Source organism: Weizmannia sp. FSL K6-0777 (genome assembly GCF_038593185.1).
GTDB lineage: Bacteria > Bacillota > Bacilli > Bacillales > Bacillaceae_C > Weizmannia > Weizmannia faecalis.
The window spans coordinates 1,128,242-1,145,967 of the sequence record NZ_CP151971.1; the positions used below are offsets into that span (position 1 = coordinate 1,128,242).

The window sequence follows — 17,726 nt, forward strand, 5'->3', positions numbered from 1 at the left end:
AGCATAAAACGTGTATTGAACGAATGAAACTACGTTTTCTCGCCATATCTGAAACTTCCATATCGGTTTTCACGCGGCTTACAGCTATAGAAACATCCATTTTAATTCCAATCAAACAGGAACGAGGGGAGTGGAAAAGTTTTGAGAAGATGGTTAGCAGGGGGAGCCGTATTTCTTCTATTTATACTTGTCCTGACATCTGGCAGTTCTTATTTTGGGTTAGATGCGGCAAAGCAGGGAACCACGAGCGATGATGACAGGAAAATGGCAGTGGCGCTCGTCAATGAAGACGAAGGCGGCCAATTTAATGGAAAAAAATACACATTTGGAAATGAATTCGTCAAAAGTATCGAAAAAGACAACAGCCAGGACTGGTATGTTGTAAGCCGCGGGATGGCGGAAAATGGACTGAATGACAATACATACAATATGATGATCGTCATCCCAAGCGATTTTACAAAAAGGGCATTATCCATTGATTCCAAAAATCCGCAAAATATTGTACTCAATTACAAAGTCAATGCATCGGACAGCTCTGCTTTAAAGGAAAAAGCTGAAAAAACGGCCGGCTCTATACTCGAAGATTTTAACCGGCGGATTATCGATGTTTATTTTGCCAGTGTCCTTGGCAATCTGCATGACGCGCAGGACAATGTATCCGCCCTTGTAAACGAAGAAAAAAAACATACATCAGATTACATTCAACATGTGAAGGCACCGATTGCCGGATACACCGGGCAATTTGCAACGGTCCAGGACCAGTCGCAGCTTTCAAAAGAGGTATTTAAAGGATTTCAGGATCTGCTGAAAAGCAACAGCAGTGTACTGGCAGATGGCAAAAAGGAAGGGGACTCACTCCAAAACGATTATTTGGATTATGTCAAAATGAAAAATATGACCGACTCCCTTGCCAAAAATTTCAGCGACCGTCTTCTTTCTTTAAATGACGCGCTAACGAGCGAAGCCGTCAAACAACAGCTTGATGGCCTTAACCTTGCAAATGAAGCGGTGCGCGCCCAGTTCAGCAATAAAACGGGTGAAGATGCGAATATCCGCTTCGAATCCGATACAATCCGGCAATATCTGGCTGATACGGCGAATGCGCTTCGTGCGCAGCAGAACGACCTTGAAACGACTCTCCAATCCGACCTGCAGCAGTCGATTAGCGGGCAACTGCAAAAAAATTTCAGTGCGGGGGATCAGAAGGTCCCGTTAAACCGGTTTTTTGAAGGACCTGACAAAGCAATCCGGGCTGCTATTGAGCGCGAAATTGAAAAACTGCCGGCACTGAAATTAGAGGAAATTGAAAATGCCGGTTTGGATGAATCAGTATCTTCTGGCTTAAAAAACGTCATTTCCGTTACGAACCAATATGACGAAGAATTCGGATACACCCCTCTGGCAAAAATTGAGACGCTGCCGATTGTGGAACAAGTGGAGGATATCAAGAAAAATCTTGAAGAAAACGGGCTTGTCTTATCGGATGAAGTCGCAGACCTGCCGGAAATGAAGAAAGACGGGCAAATCTTTACGCTTCAAATCCCGGATGCTTTTACGTTGGAAAAATTGACCTTCGTTCTCCCTGGCGGCGAAGAGAAAACATATGGGGCGAACGATGTAAAAGATAACGGGGTCACGCTTCCAAAAACGGCTCAAGGACCTTTTTCAGTCAAAGCAAAAGTCATTTTGAAAAAGGATCGGGAAGACGTAAAACTTTTTGAGCCGGTTGCCTGGTCCTGGAAAATCAAACAGGAAGATGCGACAGACAGCAAAGGAAAAACTGGAGATGACGAAAGCGGCCAAAAGGAAAACGGAAAAATGGAAAAAAATAGCAAGACTGGTGACGCCCGCACCAATGCAGCACATGCAAGCAAGGGCGGAACAACCGTTAGCCGCACTTCAGAGAGCACCGGTGGAAACGAAAACAGCGGGGCTGGCGATAAAGGAGACAGTGGTTCTAAAGGAAGCGGATCCAGCAATGGCGGTAGTCCGGCAAATAGCGGCACGGAGACCGGAAACAAGGCCGGCAATACACCGGGGAATGGCTCTGGGACTAGCACAACAAATGACAATCCGGGAACCGGCTCCGGTACCGGAAATGGGGCTGGCAACGCGCCGGGGAATGGCTCCGGAACCGGCACAGCAAACGACAATCCGGGGAATGGCACAACAAATGACAATCCGGATAATGGCACAGGAACCGGAAATGGAGCCGGCAATACGGATAACGGCACGGGGACCGGAACAGGTACGGATCCTCAAAATCCCGGAAATGGTGACGCCGGAAACGGGGGACCGGGGACACAAGCGGAAACGCGGGCGGCACACAGCAGCCAGAACCGGTCACCACTGTCAACAATACGATTTCACACCAAGCGATGACGATGCTCACGGATGATCCGGAAAACAAACTGATGAAGAGTTTAAATGAAACAATCCGGGAATATCAGAAGACCGCAATGTTGTATGAACTGTACTTTGGAAAAAATGCAGATGATTTGGCAGGTGCCGGCAGCTTAAAAGATGCTGCAACGGAAGACTCGCTGTACTACCTGTTTAACAAGCAGAATATCGCGGATGTGCTTGCCGCTTATATTGCCGGGCAGATTTCAGAAGATGTCCGCGCACAGACGGCAGCATTGAAAAACAAAACGGGCGGCTGGCTCGAGCTTGTGGAAGAAACGCAAAGCCATGCCGATCAAATGGCATCGCAAATCCAGGCTGCCATGGCACAGGCGGAAAATATGAATACCGCCATTGCGGCAACGCTCCAGCAGCTGGATGACTGGCGGCAAACTTCGCTCGATCTTCAAAAAGACAACGGGCAAATGACTGAAAGCATGGGAAAAGAAGGAACAACGGTCGTTTCCCTCGGGGATCGTCTGACAACGCTGCTTGCAACAAGCGAATCATTAAAAGAAGTATCCGAGCATAACCTGCATGCTGCGGACACCGTTTTTACAACCTTTGATGAGATTGACAAGCAGGCCGGGGACATCAAAACGAGCGGGCAGACTTTGGTTAAACGGGCCAATTCGCTTTCTGACAATCTGCTCAACAAGCTTTCGGGCGATGAGAAATTCGCGAAAAATTTCGCAGGTGTATTGGCAAACAGCCGTATCGGCAACCGTCCGAATGAAGATTTGCTATACTTTTTGTCCAATCCGGTGCAGACGAAAAACAGCGGGACGATCGTTGCAAAAGACAGTTTTGTGCCGTACTATCTCGTGCTGATTTTCTTCATTTCCGCGCTGTTTACGGCTTATGTCCTTTCAACCTTTGAAAAACGGCGCGCTTCCGGCAGTTCTTTTGAAGAAGAAAAGCCGTTGTATGCGGCCAATATGCCGGCGGCTTTCCTTACAGCCGGCACAGGAATTGCGGAAGGCCTGCTGATTGGCGCAATTTCAGCCGCCTATTTGCATATCGCGGAGGACAAATATTTGCCATGGATCGGATTGTCCGTTGCCATTAGCTTTTCAATGGTGGCTGTTGCCGTATACTTATTGCGGCAACTGAAGATGGCCGGCATGTTTCTTCTGTTGATGGTGCTTTGCCTGTATTTGTTTCTCACGGATACGCTCGGCATCCACTTTGATCCGGCCTCGGCAGCTGCAATGTGGCAGCGGGTTTCGCCTTTACAGTATATCCAGAACTTGCTTGCTGGGTTTGACAGTCACAATGTGGATTCCGTGCGCTACCTGATTGTACTCGTTTCTGTTGGCTTATTGGCAGAAATCGGCCAGCTGTTTGTTCTGAACCGCTTTACAAAAGCAGGGGAGGCGGAAGATGACGATGTCCATCAGGCACTTTAACGTGGCAATCGCGGCTTTGTTTGCCGCGTTTGCCCTCCATGCTATGCCGGCTTTTGCATCAGACAACCTGGAGCATAGCGGAAAGCTGCAGATTGAATCGGGCCGTATCGGGGAAAGCAGCGGGGACCAACAGGAAGTGGAAACCGCGCAGGAAAAAATCGCTCCCGATCTTTTTAAAAAGCAAACGGTCGAAACCGTAAAAGCAAAGCAGCAGGCGGAAGCGAAAATCGGCAAACAATTGAAAAAGACTTTGTTTACGGAAAAAACCGGTACGAAACAAACGACTGCAGCCAAAGTGGCCTTGTCCCTTTTTTCAAAAGACTACAAAACCGATGCTGCAGACAGGCCGGAAATAAAAAACAAGCAGGAAGGCGGGCATGTAGGAATTTTCGCTGGTTCGCTTTTCGGTGCTGTCTGTCTGGTGGCAGGTGGCGCTTATGCCGTATTGCGGAAAGACAGTTGAATTTTCACATCAGCAATGATGTAAGGAGGGTCAAGATATGCCAACCGGAGCGCATTTAAATGTAACCGTTGATTTTCAAAAATGGCAAAAAGGAAGGTATGATGTGCGGATTCCCGCCCATCAGCCTGTCCGCCAGCTGCTTTCCCAGTTAATCGATGCCCTTGGGCTTGACACTGAAGAAACCCGCCCGTTTGCGGTAAAAATCCCGGCCAAAAAACTCGTCATATCAGATGACGACAGGCTTTGGGACTTCCCGATTGCAAACGGAGATATTCTGGTTGTTTTGTAATGTTTACATATTTGTTTGAAAAGGGGAGCCGGACAGATGGAGGAAAAACTTGTAAAGATGAATGCCGCGGAAATAAAGTACAGAATGGACGGCGGCGTGTGGAAGCTCGAAATGGCAAAATCGCAGACACGTGTAAAAGATGCCCGGCAGCTGGGCCTTTTGGAAGAAACGATGGATTTGTTTCTCCCGGTAACGGTGGAAGAGGGGGAAGACGTTTTCACTTTTTCATTCCAGACAGAAGGCCTGAACCCGTGGGAGAACGCCATGCGATTAAGCCGCAGTGAAAAACTCCGGCTGTTGCACAATCTGGCGCGATTTCGGAAATGCTTTGATACGAGATTCATCTGCTTTTTTCATCCGCAAAATCTTGTGTTTGACGAAAATCTGATGCCGTTTTGTCTGTACAGGGGGATCCGCGGTGTGCTGCCGCCGTACGAACAAAATGGGGATGAATTTTTATACCGGTATAAATGTTTGGCAGTTGCGCTGTTCTCCAAAAAATACACCTATGACGAGCTGTATGCCGGTTCTTTGGAACATGTCAAAGAAACGGAATTTGAACGCCGGGTTGCCGGGATGGAGGATGCCGGGGAGCTTGCCGCATTTCTTTATGAGCAGTACCTCCTGGAAAAGAAAGCAGCGGAGCGCACGATGCAAACCGTGCCGAAAAAGCAGTTCCGCCTTTTCAAACGGTTGTCCTATGCGATGATGGCAGTCTGCATCCTGCTTGCCATTCCGCTTATTTATTTCGCATTTATGAAGTTCCCGTTCCAGCAGCATCTTCTCGCTGCGCACCATGATTTTCTTTCCGAAAATTATTCGGGTGTCATCAGCGATTTAAACGACATGAATCCGGAAAAACTGCCTGCTGCCGGAAAATATGTTTTGGCCTATTCTTATGTAAAAACAGAAAACATGGATGATGAAGCGAAAACCAATGTGATGAACAATATCAGTTTAAAAAGTGATCCGAATTATTTGCTGTACTGGATATACAATGGGCGCGGAAATTTAAACAAGTCTTTGGATCTCGCGCTTTATATGAATGACCCGGTCCTGATCGTCTATGCTTATCTTAAAAAAGAGGAACAGGCCCAAAATGATCCCCAATTAAGCGGTGCGGAAAGGGAAGAAAAGGTGGCGCAATACGAAGAAAAAGCCCAATCCTATGCAAAGAATCGGGGATCTGCAGGAGGCACACATCCATTTTAACGGGCTTGCGGACCCGGTTGTTATCCAATGGGATGGCCGCGCATGCCGGTTGGATGGAGAAATGCTTGAAGCGGGCAAAACTTTGGAAATCGAGACAAAAAACGGGGCTGTCCGGTTGTACTTGGGTGTGGAAAAGACTGGAAATTTGTATGATGTTTCCACAAAACAGGCTGTCACATTTGGAACGGGCGGCGGGGATGATGTCCGCTTGCTCAATACTGATGCGGATTTTGTGCTGTTGCGTGATGGCACAAGCTTCCGTCTTCAGTTGAACAAGGGGCAAATGTTCCACAATTTTGCGCTTGCAAATGACGGCGCCGCAATCGAGCCGGGCGACCAGTTGTTTATAGAAGGCATGCTGCTCAATATCGGGGAACATGAACTGGAAATGCTCGCTCCGGCGGATACTTTTCACACCACCCTGGCCCCTTTGTACAGGAGCGAAAACCGGTTGCCGGATGAATATCCGGATTACCACCGCTCGCCAAGAATCATTTACAGGGAGCCGGCAGAAAAACGCAAAATTGCAAAACCACCTGTCAAGCCGACCAAACCGAGCGAACAGCTGGCACGGGTCATTGTCCCGCCGCTTGTCATGATCGCGGCCTTTGTCGTCGTTTCCATTTTTCAGCGCAACGGCTTTTACCTAATTATCATGCTGTCAATGACGGTTGTTACCGTGATTTTTGCGATCACTTCTTATTTGAAAAATTTGCGGCAGTACCGTGCAAATATTAAAGAGCGGGACGAATCTTACAGGGCCTATTTAAAAGAAAAATCGCACGAACTGCATAGAGCGGCGGAAGAGCAACGCCATGCTTTGTTCTACCATTACCCGGATATTGGGAAAATCCGCGATATGGCGCTCCGGGTTGACCCGCGGATTTATGAAAAAACAATGTTTCACCATGATTTTCTGATGTTCAGGGTGGGCACAGGAGATGTCAAATCGAGTTTTCCGATTGAATTTAATCTTGAAGAATTCACCCAGGAGAAAGATGAGCTTGTGGAAGAAGCCCGCAAAATCTGGTCGCAATACTTGACGCTTGAAAATGTGCCGGTAACCGCCACGCTTGCTGAATGCCCTGTCGGCTACATCGGGCAGCGCCATCTTGTCCTCGAACAGCTGCAGCTCTTGGCGGCGCAAATAGCCTTGTTTCACAGCTACCATGATGTCCAGTTTGTCGCCATTTTTCCGGAAGAAGAAAAAGAAAAATGGGACTGGATGCGCTGGCTGCCGCATGCCGGTTTGCGCGAGATGAACGTGCGCGGTTTTGTCTATCACGAACGGTCCCGTGACCAGGTGCTCAATTCGCTTTACCAGATTTTAAAAGACAGAAAACTAAGCATCGAAGAAAAAGGAAATAAAAACGAAAAAATATATTTTTCACCGCATTTTGTCATTTTTATCACTGATGAAAAGCTGGTTCTGGATCACACCATTATGGAATATTTAAATGAAGATCCGACGGAAATCGGGGTTTCGCTCGTATTTGTCGAAGATGTTTTGCAGTCTTTGCCGGAACATGTGAAAACGGTCATTGATATCCGTGATGCACAATACGGCAATATCATGATTGAAAACGGGGAACTTGTTAACAAACGGTTTAAGCCCGACCATTTCCCTGCAGGCTTTCATAAAGAAGATATTTCGCGGGCACTCGCGCCATTAAACCACCTGCAAAACCTGAAAAACGCCATTCCGGAAAGCGTCACATTCCTTGAAATGTACGGCGTGGAAAAAGTGGAAGATCTTGAAATGGAAGCGCGCTGGGCCCGGAATGAAACATACAAAAGCCTGGCTGTGCCGCTTGGGCTGCGCGGGAAGGAAGACATTGTCCAGCTGAACCTCCATGAAAAAGCGCACGGGCCGCACGGGCTGATCGCCGGCACAACGGGATCCGGGAAATCCGAAATCATTCAATCTTATATTCTCTCGCTTGCTGTGAACTTTCATCCACATGAAGTCGCCTTCCTGCTGATTGACTATAAAGGCGGCGGGATGGCGAATTTATTCCGGAAACTGCCGCATCTTGCCGGCACGATCACAAACCTCGACGGTGCACAGTCAATGAGGGCGCTTGCTTCCATTAAAGCGGAACTTGAGAAACGCCAGCGCCTGTTCGGGGAATACAATGTGAACCATATTAACCAGTATCAGAAATTGTATAAATCAGGGGAAGCAAAAGAACCGATGCCGCATTTGTTTCTGATTTCAGACGAATTTGCCGAACTGAAATCGGAGCAGCCCGATTTTATGAAAGAACTTGTTTCAACTGCCCGCATCGGCCGGTCACTCGGCATCCATTTGATTTTGGCAACGCAAAAACCGAGCGGGGTTGTCGACGACCAAATCTGGTCGAACTCAAAATTCAAACTCGCGCTCAAAGTCCAAAACACAAGCGATTCCATGGAAATTTTAAAAACGCCAGATGCTGCAGAAATCACCTTGCCGGGACGCGCCTACTTGCAGGTCGGCAACAATGAAGTCTATGAGTTGTTCCAAAGCGCATGGAGCGGCGCCAACTACGTCCCGGACCAGGACGACCAGGACATGTTGGACACCACGATTTACGCGATCAACGACCTTGGCCAATACGAACCCATTTCTGCAGACTTAAGCGGACTTGCCAACCAGAAAGAAATCACCAAAGTCCCGACCGAACTCGAAGCCGTCGTCGATTGGATCCATGCCCGCGCCAAAAAACTCGGCATCGCCCAACTACCAAAACCGTGGCTGCCGCCGCTTGAAGAGCGGATCTATTTGCCGGAATTGCATGCGGTGGATTTTAGGGAATGTTGGCAAAATGAAAAAACAGATCTTGAGCCGGTGATTGGTTTTGCGGATTTGCCTGAAATGCAAGAACAAAAGGTGCTGCAGCTCAATATGGCGAAAGATGGACACATCTTGATTTATTCAAGTCCGGGGTACGGAAAATCTACATTTCTCCAAACAACGGTAATGGATCTGGCCAGAGTGAACAACCCGGAAAACTTGCATGTGTATTTGCTTGATTTTGGTACAAACGGCTTGCTTCCGTTAAAGGAACTGCCGCATGTTGCTGATACGATAATGATTGATGAAAACGAAAAAATTTCAAAACTGATCCGGCTTACTTCGTCGGAGATTAAAAAGCGGAAAAGGCGGCTTAGCCAGTACGGGGTTGCAAACTTGAAAATGTACGAGAAAGCAAGCAAAGAACATGTTCCTGACCTGCTTTTTGTCATAGATAATTACGATGCTGTCAGGGAAGCGGATAATTCGGATGCTTTTGAGAAAATGATTACACAAATTGCCAGGGAAGGAGCAAGTATCGGCCTGCATCTTGTTATCAGCGCCAGCCGGCAAAACGCAATGCGGATGCAAGTATTATCAAATATTAAAATACAAATTCCGTTGTATTTAATAGACCGTACAGATGTCCGTGCCATTGTAGGGAAAACAGATATTGAAATTGAGGAAATACCGGGAAGAGGGATCGTAAAGTTGGATAATCCGATATTGTTCCAAACCGCATTGCCAGCGAGCGGAACGGATACCCTTGCGATCATAGAAAATATTCAAAAAGAAGCAAAGGAAATGGACCGTTTCTGGAGCGGAAAGCGGCCAGCCCCAATTCCGGTGATGCCAGAAGTCCTTGAATTTCCACAGTTTGCAGCAAATCCTGCTGCAAAGGAATATGCTGAAAAAGGATGGATTCCAAGCTGGAGTTTGAAAATGTAACGCCCATTGCAATTGACACGAATGCCAGTGGGCTCTTTCTCTTGATGAGCGACCGGCTGGATGAATTAAGCCGATTGAGAGAATCGGTCACAAAAAATTTGTCACTTATAAAAAATAAGAAGCAAATTATGGTCATTGATTCGGGTGAACAATCTTTGTCACGGATAGCTTCACAGCTCCATGCCTATATTTCGGAGCAGGAAATCATCTCCAGGGTGAAAAATGATCTGCTGGTTGAAATAGAAAAAAGAATGAAAACCGGTTTACTTGATCCCAATTGGATAATCTTTATTTCCGATTTAAAAGACTTCTGCCGGCGGACAAATCTCACAGCAGAAGAAATGAATAAGCTGCTTAAGAATGGACCCAAAACAGCCATTCATTTCATTATCGGGTCTGAATATGCTTATGTGGGCCAAAGTTTTGAAGAAGTGCCAAGACTTGTACGTGATTATGTGGAGACAGGGCTGATTAGTATGCGTTTGAGTGACCAGGATGTATTTAAACAATCTTATATTTCTAATGAAAAATATCCGAAGCCGTACGAGGGTTATTTCGTTCGTGACTATCGATATGAAAGAATTAAAATTCCTCAATAAAAGGATGGATGTATGATGGATGAAATGGTGCATACATTGATTAACCAAAAATCCAGGCTCTCAAGCCAAAAAATCCACATTCAGCAAGATCTGGCAGATATAAACGCTAAGATTGAGAGATTAAAAAGTGCTTTAGGAGAACTTGAAAAGGAGATTTCCAATCTACAAGACAAAGCAAAGCCAATTTTAAGTTTTGAAATTGACGGCAGCAAGTGGAAAGGCGAAAAAAAAGGAAAATTTGAAGAGGCTTATGATGTATATAAGAAAAGTATAAATAACTATTTAAAAAAGGCGGAAAATAAAAAGGAGCAGTTGAGTGAAGAAATCAAACATGAAGAAAGCAAACGTTCCATGTATCAGGACAGCTTATCTGCCATTATCGCACAGATTTCAAACGTGTCAAGCCTCATTGAAACTGCAAAAAACAAAAAATAGGGGTGACTTTACATGGGAGAAATTAAACTGAATGTTGACTTGTTCAATTCAAATATTGAACAACTGCAGGCAGCCGTATCAGATCTTGAGACCAGTCTCATCAAAACAACGTCTTTTGACCAGACGAACATTAACCCGTTTAAATAAGAGCTAAAACAAGTGACAAAGGCGATGGAACTGCTCAGTAAATATAAATCGATTTTGGAAGCAGATATTCAGACCCTTAAGAACACCGGGGAAGCCATCAAGAAACTCGATGAACAAATTGAAAAATCCTATGATAATTATCGAAAATTGCAACAGTAAAGGAGGCAAACCATGGGCAACAAAGTTGAGATGACTGAAGTCGTTTCTTTTTCGGATGAATTGAAATCGGCGGCAAGTTCGTTGAAAAGCCAGCTCGATGCTATTAAGAAAAGCGCAAATCAAATTGCAGAAATGGATTCCTTTACTGGATTACAGCAGATGCTGCGAAAGATTATCTCAAAGATTTTCATATGAAAACAACGGAAAACTTTATTTGAAAGCTTGAGTGTACAATTCTCCAGTCATATTTTATCGGTCCAGTCAGAAGTAGATTCAAGCAACGCAGTGCTTTTAGACAGCGACTATCTAGAACTTCCTGAATAAACAAAAATTACAAATTTGACAAGGATTTCTGCCACTTTTGTCGAATAAAAAGTGTAGGGGTTTTATAGGAAACACGTAAAATCTTTGCTTTTGAAGCCGTTACGATGTATAAAAAGACCGGACGATCGTTCACTTTGGCAAAAATGAAATAGAAAGAATCGCTGATCCGTCTTGTTGGATTGGGCATGGGTATCTTGTCGCTGGCCTGGTAAAACCAGGCTTCTGGACACCGGAATCCAATTGGAGACATGGGGAGGAGATGGGTTTATTGCGGGCGTGGTTAATGAAGCCATGCGTAGTTTTTAGCATGATCAAAATGAATGGAAAGGAAGCTGTCGTATGAGAAAAGTTGTTGCCTATGAGACGAGGGCGGATGAATTCCCCTTATTTCAAAAGTTTGCGAGAAAATTTGATTTGGATATCAAGTATGTGGATGATGTGTTAACCCCTGAAACGGCAGTGGAAGCAAAAGGGGCTGAAGCGGTGACGATCCTTGGGAATTATCCGGTGGGCGCCGAAACTTTTATGGCTTTAAGAGATGCCGGTGTAAAATATATTGGCTTGAGGACTGCAGGGTATAATCATATCGATCAGGAAGCCGCCAAAGCATATGGCATTCGTTTTTCGAATGTGGCGTATTCGCCCTATTGTGTTGCCGATTTTGCAACGATGCTGATTTTGATGTGTGTAAGGAAAGCAAAACAGATCTTAAGCCGTGTGGAGGCACAAGATTTTTCTGTGGAAGGGATTCAGGGCAGGGAAATGCATAACTTAACGATCGGGATTATTGGCGCCGGCAGAATCGGCAGTATTGTTGCGAAAAATTTGTCCGGTTTTGGCTGCAACATCATTGCACACGATACCGTTGAAAGAGATGAATTGCGCGGCATTTTGAAATATGTATCTTTGGATGAACTGCTGAAGGAAAGCGATGTGATAACCATCCACACACCCTTATTTGATCGTACATACCATATGATTAACCAGGATCGGATTGCAAAAATGAAGGACGGCGTTTGCATCATCAATTGTTCCCGTGGTGCCGTAGTGGATACGGATGCGCTTATCGCAGGGATTGAGGCGGGGAAAGTCGGCGCTGCCGGGATTGATGTACTGGAAGATGAGGAAGGGATTTTTCATTATGACCGCCGCACGGATATTTTGGCCCACCACCAGCTGGCTATTCTGAGATCTTTTCCCAATGTGATCGTCACGCCGCACACTGCGTTTTACACCGATCAGGCGGTTAGCGATATGGTGGAAATGGCGCTAACATCGCTTGTATCCTTTATGGAGACGGGGAAGAGCAGGTGGGAGATAAAATCATGAAGAGGATAAGCAGCTTTTTTATCATTGCAGGACAAATATAGAGATATTTAAGCACAGATTGAATGACCATTTTACAGCATTGCTGTTGGCCTGATCCGTTGAAATAATGGGGTGGAAGCGTATGTGTAAAATTTTACTCGACGGGGCATATGAGTGGAAAAAAATGGGAAGACGCTCTATCATCTAATTGTACACTTCAAGATGAACATCTAGAGAGAGAGGTCTTCCCATGGATATTATATCAATAATTGCTGGATTATTAAAGGATACAAAGAGTCTTATCGAATTTGAAGAACAGCTTAAACTTCTGATGCAGAAGGCTTTTACACAATGGGTTGGGGAAATATTTGAAGAGTTAGATAAAACAATTAAACAGGAGAAGTTAGAGGAGGGCTGGGTGTACTGCCGGAGTGATAACAGAAGCGTTCAGTTTCTATTTGGAAGTGTGACTTTTAAACGTTCATTAATGCGTGATAAGAGAGGGAACTCACATTATCCTCTGGATGAATGGTTAGGGCTGGTACCACACCAACGATACAGCCCGTTAGTGGAATTAAAGGTGGCAGAGTTGGCAAGTGAGAACACCTATCGGGAAGTAGCTGATATTTTAAAAGAGTGGACAGCAGTGAGTCTTAGTCACACAACTGTAGGGAACATGGTAAAACACGTAGGGAAAACTCAGGCGGAAGCCGATAAGGCACTTGTAGAAGAGCTAGAAATAGCTGTTTCCCTGCCTGAGGGGAAGAAGGTAGACTACCTGTTTTCTGAAGCAGATGGTGTATTCGTTCGGGGACTAAAAAAGAAACAGAGTATGGAAGTCCACCACGCCATTCTCTATGAGGGATGGGAAACCAATGGAAAAAGGGTCTCCCTGCGTCAGCCCACAGTCATCATGACGACGGAAGACATTCAGACATTTTGGGATGAAGTCCAAGCCACAGCTGCCAACACCTATTCCCTCGAAAAAGCGCATGTCATTACAAACAGTGATGGAGGTGCTGGGTACACAGCTGAACGGTTTCAAACAGCATTCTCACAGTCGGAATTTCCGGTGCTCAACCAGCTGGATACCTACCACGTTGCACAAGCCATCATAAGGACATTTGGGGGCGGAAAGAGCGAGATCAAGGAGCAAATTAGAAAAGCGATTAGAACGCATGACCTGGACCAATTCACGTTATATTTGGATACGCACGAAAGCACCTTGACGGATAAAAAGGCCCTCAAGAAAATCAAGGAATTCCGTTCGTATATCTTGAAAAACTGGGACCGCATTTTTGACTGGAGAGACAGGGTGAAAAACGTGCCGGAAGGTGCGAGAGGCCTAGGAGCGATGGAATCGAATCAAAGGCATATCTCCTTCAGGATGAAAAAAAGGGGCATGCATTGGAGTGAACTTGGCGCAGAAGCCATGGTGAAAATCAAACAAGGCATACTCAATGGGACATTGAGAGAAGCCTATCTGAAACACCGTTCAAGAAGCGAGAGAAAGCAACGGAACTTGAAACAATCCATCAGGATGTCTCAACTACTCAAGCAGCCTGTACGCCCGTCAGTGGGCGTAAAGCACGGATCAGTTGCCCTGCATTCAAGCAGTTCATCGGCAATGGGACATTTAAGCAAAATATTAGAGCTTTCGTTTTAAGCCTGGCTCAGTGGGGACTGATCGTTGAGGCGCGCGAAATTTACGAGACTCCTGCGGGAAAAGCGAGCCAGGAGAGACCCCGCAGCGAGGTACGAGCGAGGAGGCTCGCCGGCCGCCCGCGGAAAGCGAGTGAATTTCGCGCGCCTCAACATCCCCGTTATCCATCTTTATACGGAAATATTACATCTTTTCCGAAAATTACACCGAGCAAGTAAAGCACGGTAGCCGAAAGTGTACAAAAAGAGTGTCTTGGAATACCCGATATTTAAACCTTGTCGAGAAAAACTTGACACATACGGTGGAAGCTGATTTTTTGCGTTAACACTTCGATTATGGTAAACTAATCAATGAACCGTTCAAAAAAGCTGTTGAGCGTTGTCCGATTGTTCATCTGTAATGCGTTCCGTCTTTAACGGCATATAACCCGCTTTCACTATTTGAGGTATAAAGAAGATAGGTGGGGAACCAGCTGCCCGTAAAAATCTTTAGAGGCGCCTTAAGCCTCCGTTTCCTGTCCGCCTCCGCCCATTTTAAGCCCTTTTTCACTTTGCTAACTTGCACTCTTGCCCGCTATCTTCGAGTAGTTGATCAATTCTTGCACTACATATGCCTGCCATCTATTCGGTGGTTTTTCTGGAAATATTAGCAGAAATGCTGAAGTATCAACGAGTGGTTTTTAATTTCAATGATTCCCATTTCCATTCGCCTGCGGGTTTTTGAAAAAGAAAGCCAAAACAAATGACGGCTGATGAAAAAATCTTTTATCAATGTAGGTATTAAAAATGAATCTTTATAGAAGGGAAGACAGGTGCCGAAAACTATCAAATAAGGAGTAGATTTGAAAAATGGTATTTAATAAGAAAAAAATTAACATCGTTAATATTCGACAAACGAAAAAAAGCGTGTTTGCTACAGGAGTAGGAAACGCGATGGAATGGTTTGATTTTGGCTTGTATTCTTATTTAGCTGTCATTATCAGCCGGAACTTTTTTAGTGCCGTGGAGAATGACGAGCTGAAATTAATGTTTACATTTGCCACATTTGCGATTGCCTTTTTAATGCGCCCTTTAGGCGGTGTTATATTCGGCAGAATCGGAGATAAATATGGGAGAAAAGTCGTTTTAACCATCACGATTATTTTAATGGCTTTTTCCACACTCCTAATCGGTTTATTACCTACGTATGACCAAATTGGAATATGGGCCCCGGTGCTCTTATTAGTAGCCAGAATTATTCAAGGATTTTCAACTGGCGGCGAATATGCCGGCGCCATGGTCTATATTGCAGAATCTTCCCCGGACAATAAGCGTAATGTGCTTGGAAGCGGACTGGAAATTGGTACGCTTGCCGGCTATATATTAGCTTCACTCCTTGCCAGTACGCTCTTCATCACGCTAACTGACCAGCAGATGGCCACATGGGGTTGGCGAATTCCATTTTTGCTTGGCTTGCCTTTAGGGCTGGTAGGGTTTTATTTAAGAGCCCATTTAGAGGAAACCCCCATTTTCGAAAATGAACTTTCTGTGGAGGGTGTCCAGGAGGAAAGCTTCCTTTCGATTTTAAAAAACCATAAAAAAGACATTCTAGTATGTTTCGTATCTGTCGCATTCTTTAATGTTACAAACTATATGTTATTATCCTACATGCCATCGTATTTGGATGAGGTGATTGGTTTATCCAGTACGGCAGGGACGGTATTAATTACGCTGATTATGGTGATTATGGTGCCGCTCGCTTTATTGTTTGGGAAGCTCAGCGACCAAATTGGAAACAAGACGGTTTTAATCATGGGTTTAGGCGGATTAACCTTATTATCTGTCCTTGCATTTTACTTCATCCATTTGAATACAATTGCATTCGTATTTTTAGGTATTCTCATTTTAGGTATTTTGCTTTCAACTTATGAAGGCACGATGCCTGGTACTTTGCCAACCATGTTTTACACGGATATTCGGTACAGAACACTGGCTGTGACTTTTAATGTTTCTGTTTCATTATTTGGCGGCACTACCCCGCTCATCTCAACATGGCTGGTTCACCAAACCGGGAATGCCCTGGCGCCTGCTTTTTATCTGACATTCTTCAGCCTTATTGGCTTTTTCGTCATCTTGTTCTTGTTCACCAGTACTTCCGGAAAGTCTCTAAAGGGTTCGTACCCAACAGTGGCGACGAAGACGGAGTATAAGGAAGCTATAGAAAATCCAAGACATTCATTATGGTGGCTGATGGAAAAACAAGAGGAAAATAAGCGTCTGTACAATTAAACGGCTGTGCAAAATTTGTGCCGGAGATGGCAGGCTTGCCGGCCTTTCCGGATCCCAGCTCAGCCTTTAAACAGAAAAAGCGCCAAAAGATTTGGCGCTTTTTCTGTTGATAAAGTGAAAGTTTCCGCTGCTTATGGTTTTGAAAATGCCTGCAGTGCCTGGTAGCAGGCAGCGACGGGATGGTAGTCGGTTTTCGGCGAAGCGCTTTTCGGGCCGGGCAAGCGTTCATTTTTCCGGTTGAGCAGTTTATACCAGCCGCCGTATTGGTGGTCGATCAAGTAGTTGGAAGCATAAGAAAACAGCTGATTGTACCGCTCGGAGTAGATACTTTTTCCGGTTTTTGCGGCAAGAAGCGCAGAGGCTGCGATCGCTTCCGATATCACCCAGTAGTTTTTATCCGTATCAATGACTTCGCCTTGTGGAGAGAGTGCAAAAAAGATGCCGCCGAATGTTTCATCAGCGCCTTTCTCCCAGGCTTTTCCGTAAAGTTCTTCAGCTGTCTCAACTATCCACGGTTCAGAGAGATGGCGGTCAAGCCACATCAGCAGTTTGCTTCATTCCAGCTGATGGCCGGGAATAAAGCCGTATGGGCGGAACTCATCTTTTGTTTGGTGAAGATGATAGGTCCAATCCGGCTGCCAGTCAGGTGTGTAGTTTTCCCAGATCATTCCGCCGGATCTCTCTTTTAATGTGCGGCAGACGCTTTCTGCTAGTTTATATGCCCGGTTTAAGTATTTCTTTTCGCCGGTTGCTTCGTATGCCGTAAGCATGGCTTCACACATATGCATATTTGCGTTTTGCCCGCGGTAGGAAGAAAGTGTTGACCAGGATGCATCCCATTCATCCCGGTAGAGCCCGTCGTCCGGATCCCAGAAATGCTGCTCTGTAACATGGTACAGATCCTCGATCAGTTCCTTCGCACCCCGGATGCCGGCTTGATCAGCAATGGCGGCTGCCAACAGGGCGAATGCATGGCCGTATGTCATTTTTGCGGGATCTTTTACACTCTGCCCTTTTAATTCAAAAAAGTAGCCGCCGTATTTTTTATCACGATGGCGATTTTTCAGAAATTCAATACCGTGGGCAGCGGCCTGTGCACACCACTCCGGCCCGCCAATCAGGGAGCCAATGCTGAAATTGTAAATAAACCGGCTTGTACCGACCAGATGCTTTGTTTCCCGGTCATTGATGGAGCCATTATCGAGAAAACCGTTTATATACCCGCCGTTTTCCGTATCTATGCAGGCAGGATAATAAAATTCAAGAATTTGAATGATTTGCTGTTTTAAAACGTGAGGGTCTTTAAAGTCCATATCATCGCATC

At 45.5% G+C, this 17,726-nt stretch carries 12 protein-coding genes and 2 pseudogenes; 13 read left to right on the forward strand and 1 reads right to left on the reverse strand.

The annotated features are described in order from the left end of the window. The first annotated feature begins 141 nt into the window (after nt 1-141). The 13 genes and pseudogenes from esaA to NST70_RS05205 all read left to right on the forward strand — a co-directional run bounded on the left by esaA (nt 142) and on the right by NST70_RS05205 (nt 16,402). Nucleotides 142-2,382 (forward strand): type VII secretion protein EsaA, encoded by a 2,241-nt coding sequence (gene esaA / locus NST70_RS05145; protein WP_260832520.1) that lies wholly within the window; start codon nt 142-144, stop codon nt 2,380-2,382. A gap of 32 nt (nt 2,383-2,414) precedes the next feature. Continuing rightward, on the forward strand, nt 2,415-3,812 hold the full coding sequence (locus NST70_RS05150; protein WP_260832522.1) for a hypothetical protein: 1,398 nt from the start codon (nt 2,415-2,417) through the stop codon (nt 3,810-3,812). Further along, the gene (gene essA / locus NST70_RS05155; protein WP_260832523.1) at nt 3,787-4,275 is read left to right on the forward strand and encodes a type VII secretion protein EssA; all 489 of its coding nucleotides are present in this window, start codon (nt 3,787-3,789) and stop codon (nt 4,273-4,275) included. The genes NST70_RS05150 and essA overlap by 26 nt, the downstream gene beginning before the upstream one ends. Before the next feature lie 37 nt (nt 4,276-4,312). Next, nucleotides 4,313-4,564 (forward strand): EsaB/YukD family protein, encoded by a 252-nt coding sequence (locus NST70_RS05160; protein WP_260832524.1) that lies wholly within the window; start codon nt 4,313-4,315, stop codon nt 4,562-4,564. A 36-nt stretch (nt 4,565-4,600) separates the two neighbouring features. Next, a complete protein-coding gene (gene essB, locus NST70_RS05165) occupies nt 4,601-5,776 on the forward strand; it encodes a type VII secretion protein EssB (RefSeq protein ID WP_260832525.1) in 1,176 nt (391 codons plus the stop codon). 145 nt (nt 5,777-5,921) lie between these two features. Further along, nucleotides 5,922-10,099 (forward strand): annotated as a pseudogene (gene essC, locus NST70_RS05170) (type VII secretion protein EssC); the annotation flags it as partial. Between the two features lie 15 nt (nt 10,100-10,114). Beyond that, complete coding sequence (locus NST70_RS05175) at nt 10,115-10,534, forward strand: DUF5082 family protein (RefSeq protein ID WP_342475905.1); 420 nt, start codon at nt 10,115-10,117, stop codon at nt 10,532-10,534. Between the two features lie 12 nt (nt 10,535-10,546). After that, on the forward strand, nt 10,547-10,681 hold the full coding sequence (locus tag NST70_RS05180) for a hypothetical protein (protein ID WP_342475906.1): 135 nt from the start codon (nt 10,547-10,549) through the stop codon (nt 10,679-10,681). A 12-nt stretch (nt 10,682-10,693) separates the two neighbouring features. After that, nucleotides 10,694-10,840 (forward strand): TIGR04197 family type VII secretion effector, encoded by a 147-nt coding sequence (locus tag NST70_RS05185; RefSeq protein WP_342475907.1) that lies wholly within the window; start codon nt 10,694-10,696, stop codon nt 10,838-10,840. Nucleotides 10,841-10,852: 12 nt separating this feature from the next. Continuing rightward, complete coding sequence (locus tag NST70_RS05190) at nt 10,853-11,035, forward strand: hypothetical protein (RefSeq protein WP_014095659.1); 183 nt, start codon at nt 10,853-10,855, stop codon at nt 11,033-11,035. Between the two features lie 468 nt (nt 11,036-11,503). Continuing rightward, nucleotides 11,504-12,493 carry a D-isomer specific 2-hydroxyacid dehydrogenase family protein gene (locus NST70_RS05195; protein WP_035181978.1) on the forward strand — a complete coding sequence of 330 codons (990 nt, stop codon included), beginning with the start codon at nt 11,504-11,506 and terminating at the stop codon, nt 12,491-12,493. A 229-nt stretch (nt 12,494-12,722) separates the two neighbouring features. Further along, nucleotides 12,723-14,138 carry an ISLre2 family transposase gene (locus NST70_RS05200; protein WP_048339784.1) on the forward strand — a complete coding sequence of 472 codons (1,416 nt, stop codon included), beginning with the start codon at nt 12,723-12,725 and terminating at the stop codon, nt 14,136-14,138. 845 nt (nt 14,139-14,983) lie between these two features. Beyond that, nucleotides 14,984-16,402 carry an MFS transporter gene (locus tag NST70_RS05205; RefSeq protein WP_014095657.1) on the forward strand — a complete coding sequence of 473 codons (1,419 nt, stop codon included), beginning with the start codon at nt 14,984-14,986 and terminating at the stop codon, nt 16,400-16,402. 131 nt (nt 16,403-16,533) lie between these two features. On the opposite strand, the pseudogene NST70_RS05210 reads toward NST70_RS05205, so the two are convergent. Continuing rightward, a pseudogene (locus NST70_RS05210) lies at nt 16,534-17,715 on the reverse strand (AGE family epimerase/isomerase). Nucleotides 17,716-17,726: the final 11 nt, after the last annotated feature.